Below are 17,926 nucleotides of genomic sequence, written 5' to 3'. Positions count from 1 at the left end.
GTTTGCCGTGCACATGCGGGGTTTGGCGCACGCCGTCAAGCCTTGCGCCGCCGGATTGCACCGCACCGCCATTCGTGCCACCAATTGATCCCGCCATTCCGCTCAGGGGGACCCGCACCATGCTCGGCCAGATGCAGCACCGCCCGCTCAGGATCATCGACATCCTGACCTACGCCGCCGAGGCCTTCCCCGAACAGGGGCTGGTCTCGGTCCGCGACGAGGGCGACATACACCGCACCACCTATCCCAAGACGCTGGCTCGTGTCTGCCAACTGGCCCACGCCCTCGACGCGCTCGGGCTGAAATCCGGCGACCGCATCGCCACGCTTGCGTGGAACGGCTACCGCCATTTCGAGCTCTACTATGCCATCGCCGGCATCGGCGGTGTCTGCCACACGATCAATCCTCGCCTGCCGCCTGACCAGATGCAGTATATCCTCGACCACGCGCAGGACAGCGCGATCTGCGTCGATATCAGCCTCGTGCCGCTCCTGGAGAAGGTCACCCTGCCCAACGGCTGCCGCGTCATCGTCCTGACCGATGCCGACCACATGCCCGACGCCCCAGACGGCGCCCTCGCCTACGAGGACCTGCTGGCCGACCAGCCCCAGACTTACGACTGGCCCAGCTTCCCCGAAGACACCGCCGCCGGCCTCTGCTACACCTCCGGCACCACCGGCAACCCCAAGGGCGCGCTATATTCGCACCGCTCCACCGTGCTGCACGCGCTTCTGGTCATCGCCGGCCACCCGCAAAGCCTGCGCCACGGGTCCCGCGTCCTGCCCGTGGTCCCGCTCTTTCACGTCAACGCGTGGGGGATGCCCTATACCGCGCCGCTGGCGGGCATGACCATGGTCATGCCGGGGCGCCACCTCGACGGGGCCAGCCTCTATGACCTGATGGATTCCGAACAGGTTTTCTCGGCTTGGGGCGTGCCCACCGTCTGGGCCGGCCTGCAACAGGAAATCGCCAAGCGCGGCACGCCACCCAACGGATTCAAGGATCTCGTGGTCGGTGGCTCCGCCGCCCCCCGCTCGATGATTGCCGCCTTCGAGGAGATGGGCGTCAACGTCAACCAGGCCTGGGGCATGACCGAGATGAGCCCCATCGGCACCCGCGGCATCCTGCCCGCCCGCCTTGCCGACGCTCCCCTCGATGAGCGCATCGACGCCAAGGTCGGCGCAGGCCGCCGCCTCTTCGGTGTCGAGTTCAAGCTCAAGGACGATGACGGCAACCTGATGCCGCACGATGGCGAAACCCCGGGCGAGCTTTTCGTGCGCGGCAGCACCGTCATCTCCGGCTACTACGAAAACGACGAAGCGACCGCCGCCGCCATGGACGAAGACGGCTGGTTCGGCACCGGCGACGTCGCCACCGTCGACGCCAACGGCCGCCTGATCGTGCGCGACCGCGCCAAGGACCTGGTGAAATCGGGCGGCGAATGGATCAGCTCCATCGACCTCGAAAACGCCGCCATCTCGCATCCGATGATCGACACCTGCGCCGTCATCGCCGTACCCCACCCCAAGTGGGACGAACGCCCGGTTCTGGTCGTGGTCCCGGCCGGCGAGGAAAAGCCCACTCTCGCGGACATCCACGCTCACTTGGAGCCGCATTTCGCCAAGTGGCAGATGCCCGACGACATCCTCTTCACCGATGCCCTGCCGCTCACGGCCACCGCCAAGGTGTCCAAGCTGACCCTGCGCGACCAGTTCTCCGACTACGTCCACCCCGACCTGCGCGAGGACGGCGCGTGAGCCTGCCCCTCGACACCGCAGCGCTGGAGGATTGGGCCAGGACTCACCTGCCCGCGCTCGAAGGCCCCATCACCGCCACCAAGTTCTCCGGCGGTCAGTCCAACCCCACCTACCGGCTCGACACGCCCTCGGGCCAATTCGTCCTGCGCCGCAAGCCCCCCGGCGTGCTCCTCAAATCCGCCCACGCGGTAGACCGCGAATACCGCGTGCAAAAGGCCCTTGCGGAAACCGGCGTGCCGGTGCCGAAGATGCACGCCCTTTGCGAGGACGACAGCGTGATCGGCTCGGCCTTCTACGTCATGGACCATGTCGAAGGCCGCAATTTCGACCAGCCGTCCCTGCCCGAAATCGCTCCCGATGATCGCGGCCTCCTCATCGACGCCATGAACCGAACCCTCGTGGCCATCCATTCCGTCGATCTCGCCGCCACCGGCCTCGCCGATTACGGCCCCCCCGGCCACTATTGCGAACGCCAGACCGAACGCTGGACCCAGCAGTACCGCGCCACCGCGACCGAGGACATCGCCGAGATGGACGCCCTCATCGACTGGCTCTTCGCCAACATGCCCCCCGATGACGGCCAGCGCACGCTGGTTCATGGCGACTACCGCCTCGACAACCTGCTCTTCGCCCCCGACACCCCCCGCGTCGCCGCCGTGCTCGACTGGGAACTGTCGACCACCGGCCACCCCTATGCCGATCTGGCGGCGGTCATCATGCAATGGTCCATGCCCGCCACGACCGAGGGGCGCGGGCTAGAGGGGATCGACCGCGCCGCCCAAGGCCTCTGGTCCGACCGGCAGTTCATCGACACCTATTGCGACCGCCGCGGCATCCCGGGTATCGAAAATTTCCACTTCTACCTCGCCTTCACCTATTTCCGCATGGCCGCCATCCTTCAGGGCGTCAAAAAACGCGCCCTCGACGGCAACGCCTCGGACCCCGACCGCGCCCTGAAACTGGGCGCCTATGTTCCCTTCTTCGCCCGCTCCGGGCTAAAGGCCGCCACCCAATGACCGACACCTTCGATCTCAACCTGCGCGAGGCGCCCTCGCCGCTCTCCGAAACCCTCGGCTTCGACATGACCGACTGGTCCGAAGGCTACGCCCGGGTCGAGGCTCCCATCGCGCCCCACCTGATGAACCGCCAGGGCCTGACCCACGGGGGCGTCTATGCCGCGATCCTCGACACCGCGATGGGCTTCTGCGGCTGCTTCACCGGCGATCCGAACGTGAAACAGAACGCGCTCACCCTCAGCATGACGGTCAATTACCTCGCCCGCGCCACCGGGACGCACTTGGTGGCCGAGGCCCGCGTGACCGGCGGAGGCCGCTCCACCTTCTTCGCCAAAGGCGAGGTGCGCGACGACACCGGCACACTCATCGCCGAGGCGACCGGCGTCTTCAAACTGCGCGCCCGGAAGTAACCTGCAACCCCGTAGGGTGGGGTTCCACCCCACCGCGCCCCTCACACAAACGCATCGCAACCGCGTAGGGTGGGGTTCCACCCCACCGCCCCCTTCGCACATGCGCTCCGCCAACGCATAGGGTCGGGTTCTACCCCACCGCACCCCTCGCGCAGACGCTTCACCGGCGCGTAGGGTGGGTGAAAACCCACGCGACTCCCATGAATTTCCCGAAAACCCCCTTGACCTTCCAGTCACTGGAACCCCTATCTCTGCCGCATGACAACGCTGAACCTCGAACTTGACGGCATGTCCTGCGCCGGCTGCGCGGGCCGCGCCGAACGCGCCCTCGGCGCGCTGCCCGGCCTCGGCCGCGCCTCCGTGAACTTCGCCACCGGCACCGCGCAGGTGGCCACCGGCACCGCGTCGCTTACCGCCATCACAGGCGCGCTCTCCTCTGCCGGCTACCCCGCCCGTACCGCGCAAACGACCCTCGCGATCGACGGGATGCACTGCGCCTCCTGCGTGGGCCGGGTCGAGGACAGCCTGACCGCCACGCCCGGCGTGCTCAGCGCCACCGTCAACCTCGCCACCCGGACGGCACAGGTCACCTACCCTTCGGGCTCCACCACCCCCGCCGACCTCGCCCGCACCGCCACCCGGGCGGGCTACCCGGCCCGCCCCGCCGAGGACGAGACGCTCGATCCCGCCGCCGCCCGTCGCGCCACCGAGGTCACCGACGCCCGCGATGCGACCCTGATTGCCGCCGTGCTGACGCTGCCTGTCTTCATATCGGAAATGGGCGGCCATCTCGTACCCGCCTTCCACGACCGGCTGCACGCAACCATCGGCCTCCAGGCCCTCTGGACCATGCAATTTCTCTTCACCACGCTGGTCCTCGCCTGGCCGGGGCGGCAGTTCCTGGTGCTGGGCCTGCCCGCGCTCCTGCGCGGTGCGCCCGACATGAACAGCCTCGTCTCCCTCGGCACCCTGGCCGCCTGGGGGTACTCGACGGTGGCCCTCTTCGCCCCCGGCGTCCTGCCCCCCGGCACCGCCGCCGTCTATTTCGAGGCCGCCGCCGTCATCGTCACCCTCATCCTTCTGGGCCGCTGGATGGAGGCCCGCGCCCGCGGCCGGACCGGCGCCGCCATCCGTCGCCTGATCGGCCTGCAACCCGACACCGCCCGCGTGATCCGCAAGGGTGCGGCACAGGACATTCCCGTCGCGCAGGTGAGCGTCGGGGACACGCTCCAACTGCGCCCCGGCGACCGCATCCCCGTCGACGGCACCGTCACCGACGGCACGTCCCACGTGGACGAATCCATGATCTCGGGCGAGCCCCTGCCCGTCTCGAAAACCACCAACGACACGCTCATCGCCGGCACCATCAACGGCGACGGTGCGCTCACCATGACCGCCACCGGCGTCGGCCGCGACACGATGCTGGCCCGCATCGTCGCCATGGTGCAGGAGGCCCAGGGCGCCAAGCTGCCGATCCAGGCCCTGGCCGACAAGGTCGTGCGCGTCTTCGTGCCCGTGGTCATCACCCTCGCGGTGCTCACCGTCCTGGCATGGCTCGTCTTCGGCCCCAGCCCCGCCCTCGGCCTCGCCCTCGTCGCCGGTGTCTCGGTGCTGATCATCGCCTGCCCCTGCGCCATGGGACTGGCCACGCCCACCTCGATCATGGTCGGCACGGGCCGCGCCGCCGAACTCGGCGTTCTTTTCCGCAAGGGCGAGGCGCTCCAGTCGCTGGCCGAAGTCCGCGTGGTCGCCTTCGACAAGACCGGCACCCTCACCATGGGCCGCCCGACCCTCACCGCGCTGCACCTCGCCCCCGGCGTCGACCGCGCCGACACCCTCGCCGCCATCGCCGCGGCCGAGGCGCAGTCCGAGCACCCCATCGCCCGCGCCATCGAGACCGCGGCCCGCGACGAAGGTCTCACCCTGCCTCGCGTCACCAAGTTCCGGGCCATCCCCGGCCACGGCCTTTCGGCAACCGTCAACGGCCAGAACGTGCTGGCCGGAACCGCCCGACTGATGCACGACCATGCCATCGACATCGCCCCCTTCGCCGACGCGCTGGCGCACCTGACCGCCCAAGGCGAGACCCCGGTCTTTGCCGCCATCGACGGACGTCTTGCCGCCCTTCTCGCCGTCTCCGACCCGATCAAGCCTGCGGCCCGCGACACCATCCGCGCCCTGCATGAAAGCGGCCTGCAAACCGCCCTCGTCACCGGCGACACCGCCGCGACGGCCCAGGCCGTCGCCGCCGCCCTCGGCATCGACCATGTCGAGGCCGAGGTCCTGCCCGGCGACAAGCGCGACACCATCGCCCGCCTGCAAGACATCCACGGCGCCACAGCCTTCGTCGGCGACGGCATCAACGACGCCCCCGCCCTCGCGCAGGCCGATATCGGCATCGCCATGGGCACCGGCACGGACGTGGCCATCGAAAGCGCCGACGTGGTGCTCGTCTCGGGCAATCCCGCAAACGTGCTGACCGCGCTGCATGTCTCGCGCCGCACGCTGCGCAACATCCGCCAGAACCTCTTCTGGGCCTTCGCCTACAACGCGGCGCTCATTCCCGTCGCCGCCGGTGCGCTCTACCCGCTGACCGGCGCACTCCTGTCACCGATGCTCGCCGCCGGCGCCATGGCGCTGTCCTCTGTCTTCGTGCTCACCAACGCCCTGCGGCTGCGCCGCCTTTCGCCGGAGCCCGCCCCATGAACATCTCCCAAGTCTCGGACAAGACCGGCCTGCCGCCCAAGACCATCCGCTATTACGAGGAGATCGGCCTTGTCACGCCCGAGCGCGGTGCTAACGGATACCGCGTCTTCGAAGACACCCACCTGCACAAACTCGCGTTTCTGGGCCGCGCGCGCGCCCTGGGCTTCTCGATAGAGGATTGCCGCACGCTGCTGGCGCTCTACGAGGACGACACCCGCGCCAGCGCCGACGTCAAGGCCATCGCCCGCGAGCACCTTGCAAGGATCAATGACAAGATCGCGCAACTGCAATCCATGGCCGACACGCTCGGCCACCTGGTCGCGTGCTGCGCCGGCGACACGCGGCCCGACTGCCCGATCCTCAACGACCTCGCCCGCCACTGAGCGCCAGAATTTTCGTACGAAAATTCTCCCCCAAGATTATTCGTACGAATAATCTCAGGCTAGAGTTCCGCCCCCGCCTTCCACTCTCCCCACTTCATCGTCGCAGTCGCCCCGACATAGGTGAAGGGCAGCGGCGGCAGGCGCGACGGTGTTCCCTGCGCCATGACGTGGTCCACGATCTCGCTCTCGATCCCCGAAGCCAGCTCCGCCATCGCCATCCCGTGCAGCGTGCCCCGCGCCGTGCCCAAACCGTTCTGGCAACAGGCCGAGAACAGCCCCTCCTCGACCTCGCCCAGCGCCGGAGCGCCGTTCCAGCTCAGGCACAGCCGCCCGCCCCAGCGATATTCCATGTCGACGCCGGCAAGCTGCGGAAACCGTGCCGCGAATGCCTTGTCATGCGACCGCCCCATCGCGGCCACGCGGCCTTGGGGAACCTTCAGCGACGGGTCATATGTCACCCGGTTGCGCATCACGATCCGCGTGCCCCCCGTCCCGCTGATCCTGCGCACCGTGCTGCCCATCGGGTCGGCGGGTGTCAGCCCCCAACGCTCCGCCCCGCCCAGCCGCGCGGCCTCGTCCTCGGTCAGGGGACGGGTCATCGACGCGTACAGAAACAGGTGCAGCAACCGTCCCTTGAACTGCCCGAAACTCTCGGCATGTCCGTTGACGGCCAAAATCACCTTCGGCGCCGTCACCCGGCCCTTCGGAGTCATGGCCACCCAATCACCCTCGCGCCGCAGTTCCGTCACCGGGCTATCCTCGCAAATCCTTACGCGATTGCTGGCCAGCCCGCGCGCCACGCCCTGCACGAACAGCGCCGGCTGGATCATCGCAGTCCCGGGCGTGTATAGCCCGCTGCGGTAATAGTCCGATCCGGTCAGATCCCGCATGGCGTCGGCATCGAGCAGATCATGCGCCTCGCCCATCGCCTCCAGGTGCGCGGCATAATCCAGGTTGTGCCGATGCCCTTTCGCACTCGCCGCCGCGTTGGTCTTGCCCGACCGCACGAACGCCTCCACGCCCAGCCCGAACGCCTCCGCCATCTCTGCGGCAAAGCCGATCGCCGCGCGGTTCATCCGCGTCTGCGCCATATCCTTCTCCAGCGCGCCGCCGTAATCCTCCGACGACAGGTCATGCGGCAGGTCGATCATGAAGCCCGAGTTTCGCCCCGCCGGCCCTTCGCCGATCCGCTTCGCCTCCAGCAGCACGATCTTCGCCTCGGGATGCAGCTGGCTCAGCCGCCGCACGGCAGCCAGACCGGCAAAGCCGCCGCCGATTACCAGCCAGTCCGCCGTCATCGCCTCTTCCAGCGGCTGGGCCGCGTCCGCCGCGGGCAGAATCGCGTTCCACCCGGTTACACCCGGATCACAGGGCATCTGGCGCACCTTCATGGCAGGCTCAACTGGGCCATCCGGCCGCCGTCGATGGTCCAGACCTGTCCGGTCACGAAACTCGCCTCGTCGCTCGCCAGCCAGCAGATCAGCCGCGCCACGTCCTCCGGTTTGCCGGTCCGCCGCACCGGGTGTATCCCCGCCAGCCCTGCACGAAACGCCGCCGGGTCGGCCATGCCATCGATGAAATCCTCGTTCAGCGGCGTGTCGATCCACCCCGGCGCCACCGCGTTGCAGCGCACGCCATCCTTGCCGTGGTCCACCGCCACGGCGCGTGTCAGCCCGTGCAGCCCGGCCTTCGACGCGCAATAGGCCGGGTGCCGCGGGTTCGATCCCAACCCCTCGACCGAGCCGAGATTGACGATCGCGCCACCGCCCGCGCGCAGCATCCCCATCCCGTGACGAATCAGCAGAAACGGCACTGTCAGATTCATATGCAGCTGGATGTCCCAATCCGCCTTCGACGTTTCCTCGACCGTGCCCTCGCGCATCATCCCGGCATTGTTCACCAGGATATCGAGCGCGCCCGCCTTGTCAGAGACCTCCGCAATCACCCGCTCGGGCACGGCCTCGTCGCTGAAATCCGCCGCGATATCCTCATGCGTCGACGCACCTCGCTGCGCACAGAACACCCGTGCGCCGCCCTCGGCCAGCATCGCTGCCGTGGCCGCGCCCATGCCGCTCGATCCGCCAGTGATCAACGCCACCTTGCCAGCAAACCGGCTCATATCACGGCCTTCCCGCCATTAACCTCGACCAACGAGCCACACATGTACCGCGCCGCGTCCGACGCCAGGAACAGCATCACGTCCACGATCTCTTCCGGGCTGGCTATATGGCCCAGCGGCACGCTCGCGTTCAGGTCTTCGATGGCCCGCTCCGGGTCCAACCCGCGTGCCGCAAAGCCCGTGCGCAGCATGGCCGTGTCCACCTCGTTGGGGCAGACCGCGTTCACCCGGATGCCCTGGTGCGCGTGATCCCGGCCAAGGCATTGCGTCAGGCTGGCAATCGCCGCCTTGCTGGTCACGTAGACCGGATGGTTCGGCCCCGGCCGCAATCCCCAGCAGGACGAGGTGTTCACGATCGCCCCGCCGCCCCGCGCGGCCAGGATCGGGATCGCCGCCCTGCAAATCCGAAACGGCGCCTCCACGTTCACCCCCATGGTCAGGCGCCAGTCGTCATCGTGCGCCGTGGTAATGTCACCCCGCGTGATCACGCCCGCATTGTTGAACACCAGGTCCAGACCGCCCAACGCCGCCTCCGCCGTCCCGGGCAGCGCATCACAGAACGCCCCGTCCAGAAGGTCACCGTCCAGATGCGCCTCGGCCTCCACCGCGCCTCTCTGCCGGTCGCTCACCGCCACAAGCGCGCCCTCGGCCCTGAGCGCCGCGACCAAGGCAGCCCCGATGCCGCCCGCGCCTCCCGTTACCAGCGCACACTGTCCCTCGAACCGCATCAGGCCACCTCGTATCTCACCGGCAGGCTCAGCGCCCCGGTGTTGCCGCTGTCCGGCAGCCATTCCGGCGCACCGTCATACGCTACCGTACGGAACGTCCGCCTGAGTGCATCCAGCGCACACCCCGTATCCGTCCGCGCCACGAAATGCCCGATGCAATGATGCGCCCCGCCTCCGAACCCGAAATGCCGCTTGCGCTTGACCGTGATGTCGAACCCCGGGTCCTCACAAATCTCCGGGTCCCGCGCCGAGGCATGAACCAGCAGGTTCAGCACCGTGCCCTTGGGGATCATCATCCCGTCCATCTCCACATCCTCGATCGCCTCGCGGGTGGACCACGTTGTGGTCGGCCGCGCCCGGATGAACTCTTCCACCGCGTTCGGAATCAGGCTCTCGTCCTCGCGCAGCATCTGCCACTGCTCAGGGTTCTCGATGAACAGCGACAGACCAAGCCCCAGCAAGGCCCGCGTCGTATCCACACCCCCGAAGATCGAAATCACGATGGTGTTCAGCAATTCCTCATGCGTGCAGTCCCCATTGCGGTCGAACTCCGCCACCATGCGCGCAACGTAACTGTCGCAATCCTCACCGCGCCGCACCTTGGCCACCAGTTGATCGGCCAGCTGGAACAGCGTCTCACACGCCGCGTTGAACCGCTCCTGGTATTTCGGCGCCTCGATCCCCATCGCCAGCCCCAGATCGGCGGCATTATGCGCCACCAGCGGCCACGCCTCGCGCTCCATGCCCAGCAGCGTCGTGATCGCTTGACCCGCAAAGGGCTCGCAGAACGCCGACTGGAATTCGCAGGAAGTTTTCTCGCGCAGCGCCGCACAAAGGCCCCGCGCAATCTCGTCGAAGGCCGGGACCAGCGACAGCACGTAGTCCTCGCTCAACGCCGGCACCGCCAGCGCCCGCAGCTTCTGATGCGCCTCGCCCTCGCGCCCGATCACCGAATCCCGCCAAAAATCCGCGAAGCGCCCTTCGATCCCGACCGTATCCGGCCAGTTGTGGCTGCCCTGCCGAAACCGCCGGTCGCGCAGGATCTTGCCCACCTGCCGATACCGAAGCACCGCCAGGCCAAAGGGGGTCTCGGCGCACCAATGGGCCTTGCGCGCCGCGACAACCTCAGCCCCCCGGGTGGAAAACTCCGGGTCTTTCAGGTCCAGATACGGCAGGTTGCCCATGTGCGTCACTCCCCGCGCCGTCGCGCGTTCTCAGTACTCCTGGTTCAGCGCATCCGCCGCCGGGATCTCGCTTTCCCGCTTTGCAATATACGCCAGCAGCGCCTCGTTCACACCCTCGTCCAGCTTCGGCTCTTCATACTCGTTCAGCATCTTGCGCGCATAGGCCTGCGCCCGCGCATTCGCCTCGACCGCGCCTTCGGCCTGCCACTGCTCGATCGAGTTGTTGTCAAACAAATCCGGCATGAAGAACGCCCGCTGAAAATTCGCCAGCGTGTGCGGATGCCCCAGGTAATGTCCGCCCGGCCCGATATCGCCCACGGCGGCAATCGCCTCGTCGAAATCGTCCCAGCGGATGCCCTCGGCCATCCGGTAGGCCATCGCGCATTGCTCGGCGTCGATCACGAATTTCGCCATCGAGCAATGCATCCCCGCCTCGTTCCAGCCCGCCGCGTGCCACATGTAGTTGGTGCCGGCCATCTGCAACGCCATCAGAGTCGTGGCACTCTCGTACCCCGCCTGCGCGTCCAGAGTCTTGGCCCCGCCCAGGTTGGTCGAGGACCGCCACGGCACGCCATAGAACCGGGCCATCTGACCGATCATCATGTTCATCAGGCTGATCTCGGGCGTCCCCGCCATCGGCGCGCCCGACTTCATGCTGACCGTCGACAGGTAGTGGCCGTAAATCGCCGGCGCCCCCTTGCGAATGACCTGCGTATAGGCCAGTGCGCTCAGCGCCTCGGCATTCAGCTGCGCCACCGCGGGCGCAACAGACGCCGGCGTATTGGCCCCGCCCAGCACGAACGGGCTGCACAGCACCGGCTGGTTGCGCTTGCAGAACGCCCGCATCGCGCCCAGCATCGTCTCGTCCCACACCAGCGGGCTGTTGCCGTTGCAGTTGCCCGTCGCCACCGGGTGCGTCTCCATGAACTCCTCGCCAAAGAGGATCGCACACATCTCCATCACGTCCTCGGCGTTCTTGGGGCTGGTCGTCATCCCCATGAACGTCTTGTCCGAATGCTTCATCGAAGAATAGGTAATCCGCAGATGCCGCTGGCTGATCGGGTGGTCATACGGTTCCACGATATGATGCGCGCTGGAATGCAGCGCCGGCGACATCTGCGCCAGCTTGTGGAAATTCGCCAGATCGTCCAGCGTCGGGTTCCGCCGCACATCGTCCAGATCGCGCAGGAACGGCGCGCCCGTCATCGGCACGAATATCGCATTATCCTTGCCAAAGGGCAGGTTATTGGCCGGGTTCCGCGCGTGATAGGTGAACGTCTCGGGGATCGACTTGATCAGCTCCCGCACCAGCCCCCGGTCCAGATGCACGCGGTCGCCGTCGCGCACCTCCGCGCCGACCCGCTTCCAGTCGGCAATCGCGATCTCGTCGCGAAAGACCACGCCGACATTCTCCAGAATATCCATGCTTGCCGCGTCGATCCGCTCGATCTCTTCCGCGCTCATCGGCTCGGTCAGCGGCAGCCCCCGCTTCAGGCTGGGCAACATCTTCACGTCCCGCACGGCCCGCAGCGCGGTCCGTGTGCCGCGCCCTCGACGCGCCGGTTTTTCTGTTACTGCTGTCACGCGTCGTCCTCCATGCTGTTTGATATTCCGTCCAGTATCCCGGGCAGCCCGTCAAAGGCCCCCTGCGCCGCCAGCCCCTCGACCATCTGCAGGTTCAGGGTGTTGGGTGTGGCCAGCGCCCTCTTCTCGTCATGCAACTCGCCCGCGCGGTCCCGGCTTAGGCCGTTCAGAACCCCGGTCACCAGGTTGCTCACATAGATCTCCGCCGCCTCGGGTGACCCGGTCTTGCCCGCCAGCCAACCAGTGCCCACTTCCAGAAGTCCCAGCGCCGCGGCGACCATGGTCGAGGCCGCGAAATGTTGGTTCAGCGCCGCCTCGTCCGCCTGCGGCAGCACAGGGTTCTCGGCCCCGAAGAGTGCCCGCACGACGCCCGGATCCCCCGCCACCGGCAAGGGGCAGCCACCGTGCTCGATAAACCCGTAAGGGATCGTCACCGACACATCGCGAACCGGCGCACAGGCCGCCACGATCTCGGCCATCGGCACCCCCGCCATGACCGACACGATCTTCTGATCGGCCCGAAACGGCAGGCCCGCAACGACGTCTTTCCAGACCGCCGGGCGCAGGCACAAGAGCAAGACATCGCTTTGCTCCACGACCGCCGCATTCTCCGCCACCGCGATGCCCAGACCGCTCTCCGCCAGCGCCGCCGACACCGCCTCGCTGCGGCGCGACACCGCAACCTCATGTCCCTTGCGTGCCAGCGCCCGCGCCATCGGCGCAGCGATATGCCCGGTCCCAAGGAACCCGACCCGGCTCATCCCACCAGATCTCCGTCCTTGGGATCACTCAGATCGACCCAGATCGTCTTGACCTCGGTGAACTGGTCATGCGCATGCATGCCATTGTCCCGCCCGCCAAAGCCGGACTGCTTGTAGCCACCAAAGGGCGTCGCAATATCGCCCTCGCCATAGCAGTTCACCGTCACCGTCCCGGCCCGGATCTCCCGCGCCGCCCGGATCGCCTGCCGAACGTTCGAGGTAAAGACCGACGCCGCCAGCCCATAGGCCGTGTCATTGGCCAGCTCGATCGCCTCGGCCTCGCTCGCCACCTCGATCACGCTCAGGACCGGCCCGAAAATCTCTTCACGCGCCCGCTTGTCGTCCTTCTTGACCTCGTAAACCGTCGGCTCGATGAAATTACCCTTGGGCTTGCCGCCCCCGGCCACCGCCTTGCCTTTCAGGTAGCCTGCCACCTTCTTGCAATGCTCGGCATCCACCAGCGCGCCCAGATGATTGGCCGGGTCCAGCGGATCGCCGGTCTTCCAGTCGCGCATCCGCGCCACGATCCGCTGCATCAGAGGCGCCTTGACGGCCTTGTGCACGATCACCCGGCTGGCCGCCGAACAGTTCTCGCCCATGTTCCAGAAGGCCGCGTTCACCACATGCTCGGCCACATGATCGAGGTTTTCGGCATCCTCCAGAACCACAGCCGGGTTTTTCCCCCCGCATTCCAAAGTCACCTTTTTCATATTGGAATCAGCCGCATAGCGCAGGAACCGTTTGCCGGTCTCGGTCGAACCGGTAAAGCTCACCATATCCACGCCCATATGCAGGCCCAGCGGTTCACCTACCGACGGCCCATCCCCCGGCAACACCTGCAACACGCCGCGCGGAACGCCCGCCATATGCCCCACCTCCGCCAGCCGCAACGCGGTCAGCGAGGTCTGCTCGGCGGGCTTCACGATCACCGAATTGCCCGCCGCCAGCGCCGGCCCGATCTTCCACGCCATCATCAACAGCGGAAAGTTCCACGGCAGCACGCAGGCCACCACGCCCAAAGGCTCGCGCACGATCAGGCTCAGCGCATCGTCGCCCGACGGCCCCACCTGGTCATAGATCTTGTCGATCAGCTCAGCATGCCACTTGATCGTGTAAATGACCTCGGGAATGTCCACCGTCTCGCAGTCGCGGATGGGCTTGCCGCTATCCAGGCTCTCCATCACCGCGAATTCGTGCCGCCGTCGCGTGATCAGCTTGCACAGCCGGATCAGCACATCCTTCCGCTCACTGGGATGCGCTTTCGCCCACTCCCCGCGCTCAAAAGCTTCCCGCGCCTTTTCCACGGCGAAATCCACATCCTTCGCGTTCGCGGTCGAGATCTTCGCCAGCACGTCCCCCGTCGCCGGGTTCACCGTCTCCATCACCGGCCCCGATCCCTTGCGGAACTTGCCATCCACGAAAGGCGCCTTGGGCAGATCGATCTCGGCGGCAATCGCGCCGTATTCGTCCCGTGTCAGAAGCTCGCTCATTTCTTGCCCCCTTCGATCGCGGCAATCGCCGTGTTCATCGTGCGGATCACTTCTTCCAGCCCCCGCTTGTCATCCTTGTTCAGCGGCAACAGCGGCTTCCTCGGCGGCCCCGCCGGTATCCCCCGCATCGTCACCCCATGCTTGATGCACTGGATGAACTTGCCGCCCTGCTCCAGCACCCGCATCAGCGGCATCATCGCCGACATGATCGCCCGGCCCTTGGTGAAATCCCCCTCCACCACGCAGGCCCGGTACAGCGCCACATGCGCCTCGGGCGCGAAATTCGACCCGGCACAGACCCAGCCCTTCGCCCCCCAGGCAAAGAACTCCAGCGCCTGGTCATCCATCCCGCACAGAAGCCCCAGATGCGGATAGTCCCGTGCGATCAAGTGCAGCCGGTTGATATCACCCGAACTTTCCTTGATGCCGCAGAAATTCGGCGAGCGGCCCAGGCGATCCAGGGTCTCCTCGTCCATGTTCACACCCATCCGGCCCGGGTAGTTGTACAGCATCACCGGCATATCCACCGCCCGGTCGATCGCCAAAGCGTGCAGCGCAATCTCGCGCCCCGTCGGCACCGAATAGGGCGGCGTCGCCACCAGGATCGCATCGGCGCCCACGCCCTTCGCCATTCTGGCAAATTCGATGCTGTCCTCGGTGCGCAGCGCACCTGTGCCCACGACCAGCGGCACGCGTCCCTTGATCAACTCATGCGTCTTGCGGGCCAGCCATTCGCGCTCCTCGAAGCTCTGCGCGTAATACTCCCCCGTGGTCCCGGCACTGATAATCCCGGCCACACCGCCCGCGATCAACTGTTCCACCACGTCGCCCAGCGCGCCCTCGTCCACCGTGATATCCTCCCGGTAGGGCGTCACGATGGGCGTCCAGATCCCCTCAAACTGCATTTTCACGATCCTTCATCGGCAAAACGTCAATCGGCAACGGGTCGGGGCTCACGAAGCGCTCCAGCCGATCCCGCGACAGGTTCCAGTGCTCTATCGTCAGATCGACCATCAGGCCCGGCTCTTGCCGCTCGATGGCCACGATCATCGCGTCATGGTGGTCGCACGCCTTCACCACCCGCGCCGCCTCATCCTCCGAGGCCGGACGATAGAATGTCTGGCTCAATCGCGTATGGTCGATCAGCATCCGCTTCAGGCTGGGCAGCAGGTAGGGATTGTGCGCCATCTCCCCCATGCACAGGTGAAAGCGGTGGTTCTGCAACGCTGCCTCCGCCGCATCGCCCGCCTCCGTCGCCGCGCGGAACCGCTCCTGGATGGCCTTCAAAGGCCCGATCTCGCCTGCCTTGCGGTTCTCGGCGGCCAGCCGCGCCACGTTCGCATAGATCATCGGCGCGGTCTGAAAGAACGTCCGCAATACCGGCAGGTCCATCGACGCCACCTTGGCGCCGCGGTTCTGCGTCAGGTCCACATACCCCTCGCCGCCCAGCCGCTGCAGGATCTCGCGCATCGGCGTGCGCGACATGGCGTAACGCTCGCACAGCGTCGCCTCGTCGAGGTCGCTGCCGGGCGCGATCTCCTGCGTCAGGATACGCATCCGCATGTCTTCCAGGCACTGGGTTTTCTTGTCGGCGGTCAAATCGACTCTCCTTGCTGAATACATAATGTATACATTTTGTATTGCCGCGTCGATTCAAATTTCGCGCCCCCGCCGGACCACGCTCAATCCCCGCTTTTTCTTGCCAAAAATACTCGCGCCGCAGGCCCCCGCCCGCCACGGGCAAGACCTCAGGCCGAGCGCGTCACGCCACCCTCACGCCCTCGAGGCCACAAGCCCGAGGCAAACCTGCGCGCGTGAAACGCGCTCGATCGAACTGGAAGCCTACCGCCGCCCGCCCACTGGCGGATCGGCCCGGCTCGCATCCCAGTCGGGCTCGAAGCCCAGCACTTCCGTCGCCGGCGGCAGGGCCGGGTTGAAGAGCACGTTATGCGCCATCGTCGCTTGGTGCAGCAGGTTGTGCGGCGCCAGCCGCCAGACCTTGCAATAAAGCTCGAACGCCTGTCCATAGGCCGCAAACCGCAACGTCGCGTGCCCCGCCTCGTGCAGCGCCCTGGCGCCTTCGCTGCCCGGCGGGAAGGTCGCGGTCAGGATGTCCGAGAACTCCTTGGCCTTCTGGTAATACGTCGCCGACAGGAATTGCAGCGCCGTCTGCCGCCGCTGCGCCGGGTCGTTGGTCTTGGCCGCCATGTGCTGCAATTCCGGCGTCACCGAATACCCCGGCGCCTTGTTCAACAGCGTGATCACCACGCCCATGGGCGCCTCATGCCCTTCCGGCGTCACCTCCGGCATGATCGCATCATCGGGGCGCCCGTCATTGTTGCGCATCGCCAGCTGCCGCACATGGCACTGCCATTTCAGGAACCCCAGCCGCAGCGGGTTGTCGGAATAGCTCTGCCCCAGTTGGGTCGCCAAAGATGTCATGCCACGCTCCTCTCGGGGTCTGGCGTTTCCATGTCGAAGTCCCGGTCGCTGGTCAGGCTCGGCACCCGGCCCGCGGCCTTCTCGACGTCATCCAGGTCGATCTCCGCCTGCACCACGCCGGGTTCCGTGCCGCCCTCGGCAAGCACCTCGCCCCACGGCCCGACGATCAGCGAATGACCGAAACATTCGCCCCCGCCCGGCACGGGACCAATCGCACAGGGCGACACAACAAACCGCGTGGTCTCGATTGCCCGCGCGCGGTTCAGCACATGCCAATGCGCCTCGCCCGTCTTCTTCGTAAATGCCGCAGGACAAATCAGCATCTCCGCCCCCGCCTGCGCCAGCTCGCGCCACAGCATCGGAAACCGCAGGTCGTAACAGATCGTATGCCCGATCCGCCCGAACGGCGTGTCGTGTATGACGGCCCGGTTGCCCGGCGCCACCCGCTCGCTCTCGCGGTACACTTCCGTCTCGCTCAACTGGATGTCGAACATGTGGATCTTGTCATACCGCCCCGTGACCCTGCCCTGTTCGTCCAGCATGATCCCGCGATTGATGATCCGCCCGTCAGGCCCATCGACGGCGATGGAGCCTAGGTTGATCCACACCCCCGCCTCCCGCGCAAACGCCTGCGTATCTCTCAAAAACGGATGATCCGCCTCGGGGGCAGAAGGCGCCGCCACAGCCGCACCCTCCGTTTTCAACCCGCCGCAATATTCCGGCAGGAAAAGAACCTGCGCCCCGTCCGACACCGCTTTTTCGGCCAGGGGCCGCGCCTCTTCCCAGGCCGATGCGAAATTGGGCATGGGCCGTGTCTGCAGGCAGGCAATGTTGATCGGGCGCGTCATGTCTGGTCCTTTCAAAGTTCCTTCAGAACTTCATATAGGCCTTGCGCAGGTTCACCAAAGGGTGCCGGTCCGACATCTGGAACTTGATCAGCAGTTCCCGCGCGATCATGTCCCGATCCTGCTGGTTGTCGGGCAGCTCGATCGTGTCGGGCACCCGCACCCAGCCGTTGTTGTTGCGATCGAACACCGCCGGCGAGCCTTCTTCATAGCCCATGTGCACGTCTTCCAGCCAGTTAAGATCGTCCCAGCCCATGGTCTCGATGTACTTTTCCAGGAACGGCGTGATCCGGTCATAATCCGGCACAAGGTTCACGTCATAGCGATAGCCGATATGCTGGCCGATTTCCTTTTCACGTTCCGAGCCAAGCCCGTCCTTGTCCTTCAGGAACTGGTCGACATCGGTAATCTCCGAGCCGCGATATTGTGTTCCAGCCATTGTTTTCCCTCCTTGTCGGGAGGTGGGGTGAAACCCCACCCTACGCCGTAAACGTAGGGTGG

Annotated in this window: 17 protein-coding genes; 5 read left to right on the top strand and 12 right to left on the bottom strand. The window is 66.4% G+C overall.

The genetic code is table 11. The features are described from left to right. Positions 1 to 119 precede the first annotated feature (119 nt). The 5 genes from FIU85_RS14135 to cueR all read left to right on the top strand — a co-directional run bounded on the left by FIU85_RS14135 (position 120) and on the right by cueR (position 6,272). A complete protein-coding gene (locus FIU85_RS14135) occupies positions 120 to 1,757 on the top strand; it encodes a long-chain fatty acid--CoA ligase (protein WP_152497355.1) in 1,638 nt (545 codons plus the stop codon). Positions 1,758 to 1,759: 2 nt separating this feature from the next. Next, positions 1,760 to 2,773, top strand: a complete 1,014-nt coding sequence (locus tag FIU85_RS14130; protein WP_254703058.1) for a phosphotransferase family protein — start codon at positions 1,760 to 1,762, stop codon at positions 2,771 to 2,773. Then, positions 2,770 to 3,183 (top strand): PaaI family thioesterase, encoded by a 414-nt coding sequence (locus FIU85_RS14125; protein ID WP_152497353.1) that lies wholly within the window; start codon positions 2,770 to 2,772, stop codon positions 3,181 to 3,183. The genes FIU85_RS14130 and FIU85_RS14125 overlap by 4 nt, the downstream gene beginning before the upstream one ends. A 258-nt stretch (positions 3,184 to 3,441) precedes the next feature. Next, on the top strand, positions 3,442 to 5,889 hold the full coding sequence (locus FIU85_RS14120) for a heavy metal translocating P-type ATPase (RefSeq protein ID WP_254702907.1): 2,448 nt from the start codon (positions 3,442 to 3,444) through the stop codon (positions 5,887 to 5,889). Then, positions 5,886 to 6,272 carry a Cu(I)-responsive transcriptional regulator gene (gene cueR / locus FIU85_RS14115; RefSeq protein ID WP_152497352.1) on the top strand — a complete coding sequence of 129 codons (387 nt, stop codon included), beginning with the start codon at positions 5,886 to 5,888 and terminating at the stop codon, positions 6,270 to 6,272. Before FIU85_RS14120 ends, cueR begins: the two co-directional genes overlap by 4 nt. A 59-nt stretch (positions 6,273 to 6,331) precedes the next feature. Here cueR and FIU85_RS14110 read toward each other — a convergent pair whose 3' ends face one another. From FIU85_RS14110 to FIU85_RS14055, 12 genes are all read right to left on the bottom strand, one after another. After that, positions 6,332 to 7,648: an FAD-binding oxidoreductase gene (locus FIU85_RS14110; protein ID WP_254702906.1), complete on the bottom strand. Its 1,317-nt coding sequence runs from the start codon at positions 7,646 to 7,648 to the stop codon at positions 6,332 to 6,334. A gap of 11 nt (positions 7,649 to 7,659) precedes the next feature. Next, complete coding sequence (locus FIU85_RS14105) at positions 7,660 to 8,391, bottom strand: SDR family NAD(P)-dependent oxidoreductase (protein ID WP_152497350.1); 732 nt, start codon at positions 8,389 to 8,391, stop codon at positions 7,660 to 7,662. Continuing rightward, positions 8,388 to 9,119, bottom strand: a complete 732-nt coding sequence (locus tag FIU85_RS14100) for an SDR family NAD(P)-dependent oxidoreductase (RefSeq protein WP_152497349.1) — start codon at positions 9,117 to 9,119, stop codon at positions 8,388 to 8,390. Before FIU85_RS14100 ends, FIU85_RS14105 begins: the two co-directional genes overlap by 4 nt. Next, positions 9,119 to 10,303 (bottom strand): cytochrome P450, encoded by a 1,185-nt coding sequence (locus FIU85_RS14095; protein WP_152497348.1) that lies wholly within the window; start codon positions 10,301 to 10,303, stop codon positions 9,119 to 9,121. Before FIU85_RS14095 ends, FIU85_RS14100 begins: the two co-directional genes overlap by 1 nt. A gap of 30 nt (positions 10,304 to 10,333) precedes the next feature. Beyond that, positions 10,334 to 11,809, bottom strand: coding sequence for a trimethylamine methyltransferase family protein (locus FIU85_RS14090; RefSeq protein ID WP_254703057.1), 1,476 nt, complete (start codon positions 11,807 to 11,809; stop codon positions 10,334 to 10,336). A gap of 74 nt (positions 11,810 to 11,883) precedes the next feature. Beyond that, the gene (locus FIU85_RS14085; RefSeq protein ID WP_152497346.1) at positions 11,884 to 12,648 is read right to left on the bottom strand and encodes an NAD(P)-binding domain-containing protein; all 765 of its coding nucleotides are present in this window, start codon (positions 12,646 to 12,648) and stop codon (positions 11,884 to 11,886) included. Further along, a complete protein-coding gene (locus FIU85_RS14080; RefSeq protein WP_152497345.1) occupies positions 12,645 to 14,138 on the bottom strand; it encodes an aldehyde dehydrogenase in 1,494 nt (497 codons plus the stop codon). The genes FIU85_RS14085 and FIU85_RS14080 overlap by 4 nt, the downstream gene beginning before the upstream one ends. Continuing rightward, the gene (locus FIU85_RS14075) at positions 14,135 to 15,043 is read right to left on the bottom strand and encodes a dihydrodipicolinate synthase family protein (protein ID WP_152497344.1); all 909 of its coding nucleotides are present in this window, start codon (positions 15,041 to 15,043) and stop codon (positions 14,135 to 14,137) included. The genes FIU85_RS14080 and FIU85_RS14075 overlap by 4 nt, the downstream gene beginning before the upstream one ends. Beyond that, positions 15,033 to 15,737: a GntR family transcriptional regulator gene (locus FIU85_RS14070; protein WP_254702905.1), complete on the bottom strand. Its 705-nt coding sequence runs from the start codon at positions 15,735 to 15,737 to the stop codon at positions 15,033 to 15,035. Before FIU85_RS14070 ends, FIU85_RS14075 begins: the two co-directional genes overlap by 11 nt. A 243-nt stretch (positions 15,738 to 15,980) precedes the next feature. Continuing rightward, positions 15,981 to 16,580 (bottom strand): hypothetical protein, encoded by a 600-nt coding sequence (locus tag FIU85_RS14065; RefSeq protein WP_152497342.1) that lies wholly within the window; start codon positions 16,578 to 16,580, stop codon positions 15,981 to 15,983. Then, positions 16,577 to 17,428 (bottom strand): carbon-nitrogen hydrolase family protein, encoded by an 852-nt coding sequence (locus tag FIU85_RS14060; RefSeq protein ID WP_152497341.1) that lies wholly within the window; start codon positions 17,426 to 17,428, stop codon positions 16,577 to 16,579. The genes FIU85_RS14065 and FIU85_RS14060 overlap by 4 nt, the downstream gene beginning before the upstream one ends. A 22-nt stretch (positions 17,429 to 17,450) precedes the next feature. Next, complete coding sequence (locus FIU85_RS14055; RefSeq protein WP_103764724.1) at positions 17,451 to 17,864, bottom strand: hypothetical protein; 414 nt, start codon at positions 17,862 to 17,864, stop codon at positions 17,451 to 17,453. Positions 17,865 to 17,926: the final 62 nt, after the last annotated feature.

This window comes from Roseovarius sp. THAF8, from assembly GCF_009363735.1.
In the GTDB taxonomy this organism is placed as follows: Bacteria; Pseudomonadota; Alphaproteobacteria; order Rhodobacterales; family Rhodobacteraceae; genus Roseovarius.
Note: the sequence above shows the minus strand (reverse complement) of the source record. Positions and strands in the feature narration are given on the sequence as shown.

Coding starts and splice junctions, on each gene's coding strand:
- FIU85_RS14135 (WP_152497355.1), top strand. CDS start 120: ATGCTCGGCCAGATGCAGCACCGCCCGCTCAGGATCATCGACATCCTG.
- FIU85_RS14125 (WP_152497353.1), top strand. CDS start 2,770: ATGACCGACACCTTCGATCTCAACCTGCGCGAGGCGCCCTCGCCGCTC.
- FIU85_RS14120 (WP_254702907.1), top strand. CDS start 3,442: ATGACAACGCTGAACCTCGAACTTGACGGCATGTCCTGCGCCGGCTGC.
- cueR (WP_152497352.1), top strand. CDS start 5,886: ATGAACATCTCCCAAGTCTCGGACAAGACCGGCCTGCCGCCCAAGACC.
- FIU85_RS14110 (WP_254702906.1), bottom strand. CDS start 7,648: ATGCCCTGTGATCCGGGTGTAACCGGGTGGAACGCGATTCTGCCCGCG.
- FIU85_RS14105 (WP_152497350.1), bottom strand. CDS start 8,391: ATGAGCCGGTTTGCTGGCAAGGTGGCGTTGATCACTGGCGGATCGAGC.
- FIU85_RS14100 (WP_152497349.1), bottom strand. CDS start 9,119: ATGCGGTTCGAGGGACAGTGTGCGCTGGTAACGGGAGGCGCGGGCGGC.
- FIU85_RS14095 (WP_152497348.1), bottom strand. CDS start 10,303: ATGGGCAACCTGCCGTATCTGGACCTGAAAGACCCGGAGTTTTCCACC.
- FIU85_RS14090 (WP_254703057.1), bottom strand. CDS start 11,809: ATGTTGCCCAGCCTGAAGCGGGGGCTGCCGCTGACCGAGCCGATGAGC.
- FIU85_RS14085 (WP_152497346.1), bottom strand. CDS start 12,648: ATGAGCCGGGTCGGGTTCCTTGGGACCGGGCATATCGCTGCGCCGATG.
- FIU85_RS14080 (WP_152497345.1), bottom strand. CDS start 14,138: ATGAGCGAGCTTCTGACACGGGACGAATACGGCGCGATTGCCGCCGAG.
- FIU85_RS14075 (WP_152497344.1), bottom strand. CDS start 15,043: ATGCAGTTTGAGGGGATCTGGACGCCCATCGTGACGCCCTACCGGGAG.
- FIU85_RS14065 (WP_152497342.1), bottom strand. CDS start 16,580: ATGACATCTTTGGCGACCCAACTGGGGCAGAGCTATTCCGACAACCCG.
- FIU85_RS14060 (WP_152497341.1), bottom strand. CDS start 17,428: ATGACGCGCCCGATCAACATTGCCTGCCTGCAGACACGGCCCATGCCC.
- FIU85_RS14055 (WP_103764724.1), bottom strand. CDS start 17,864: ATGGCTGGAACACAATATCGCGGCTCGGAGATTACCGATGTCGACCAG.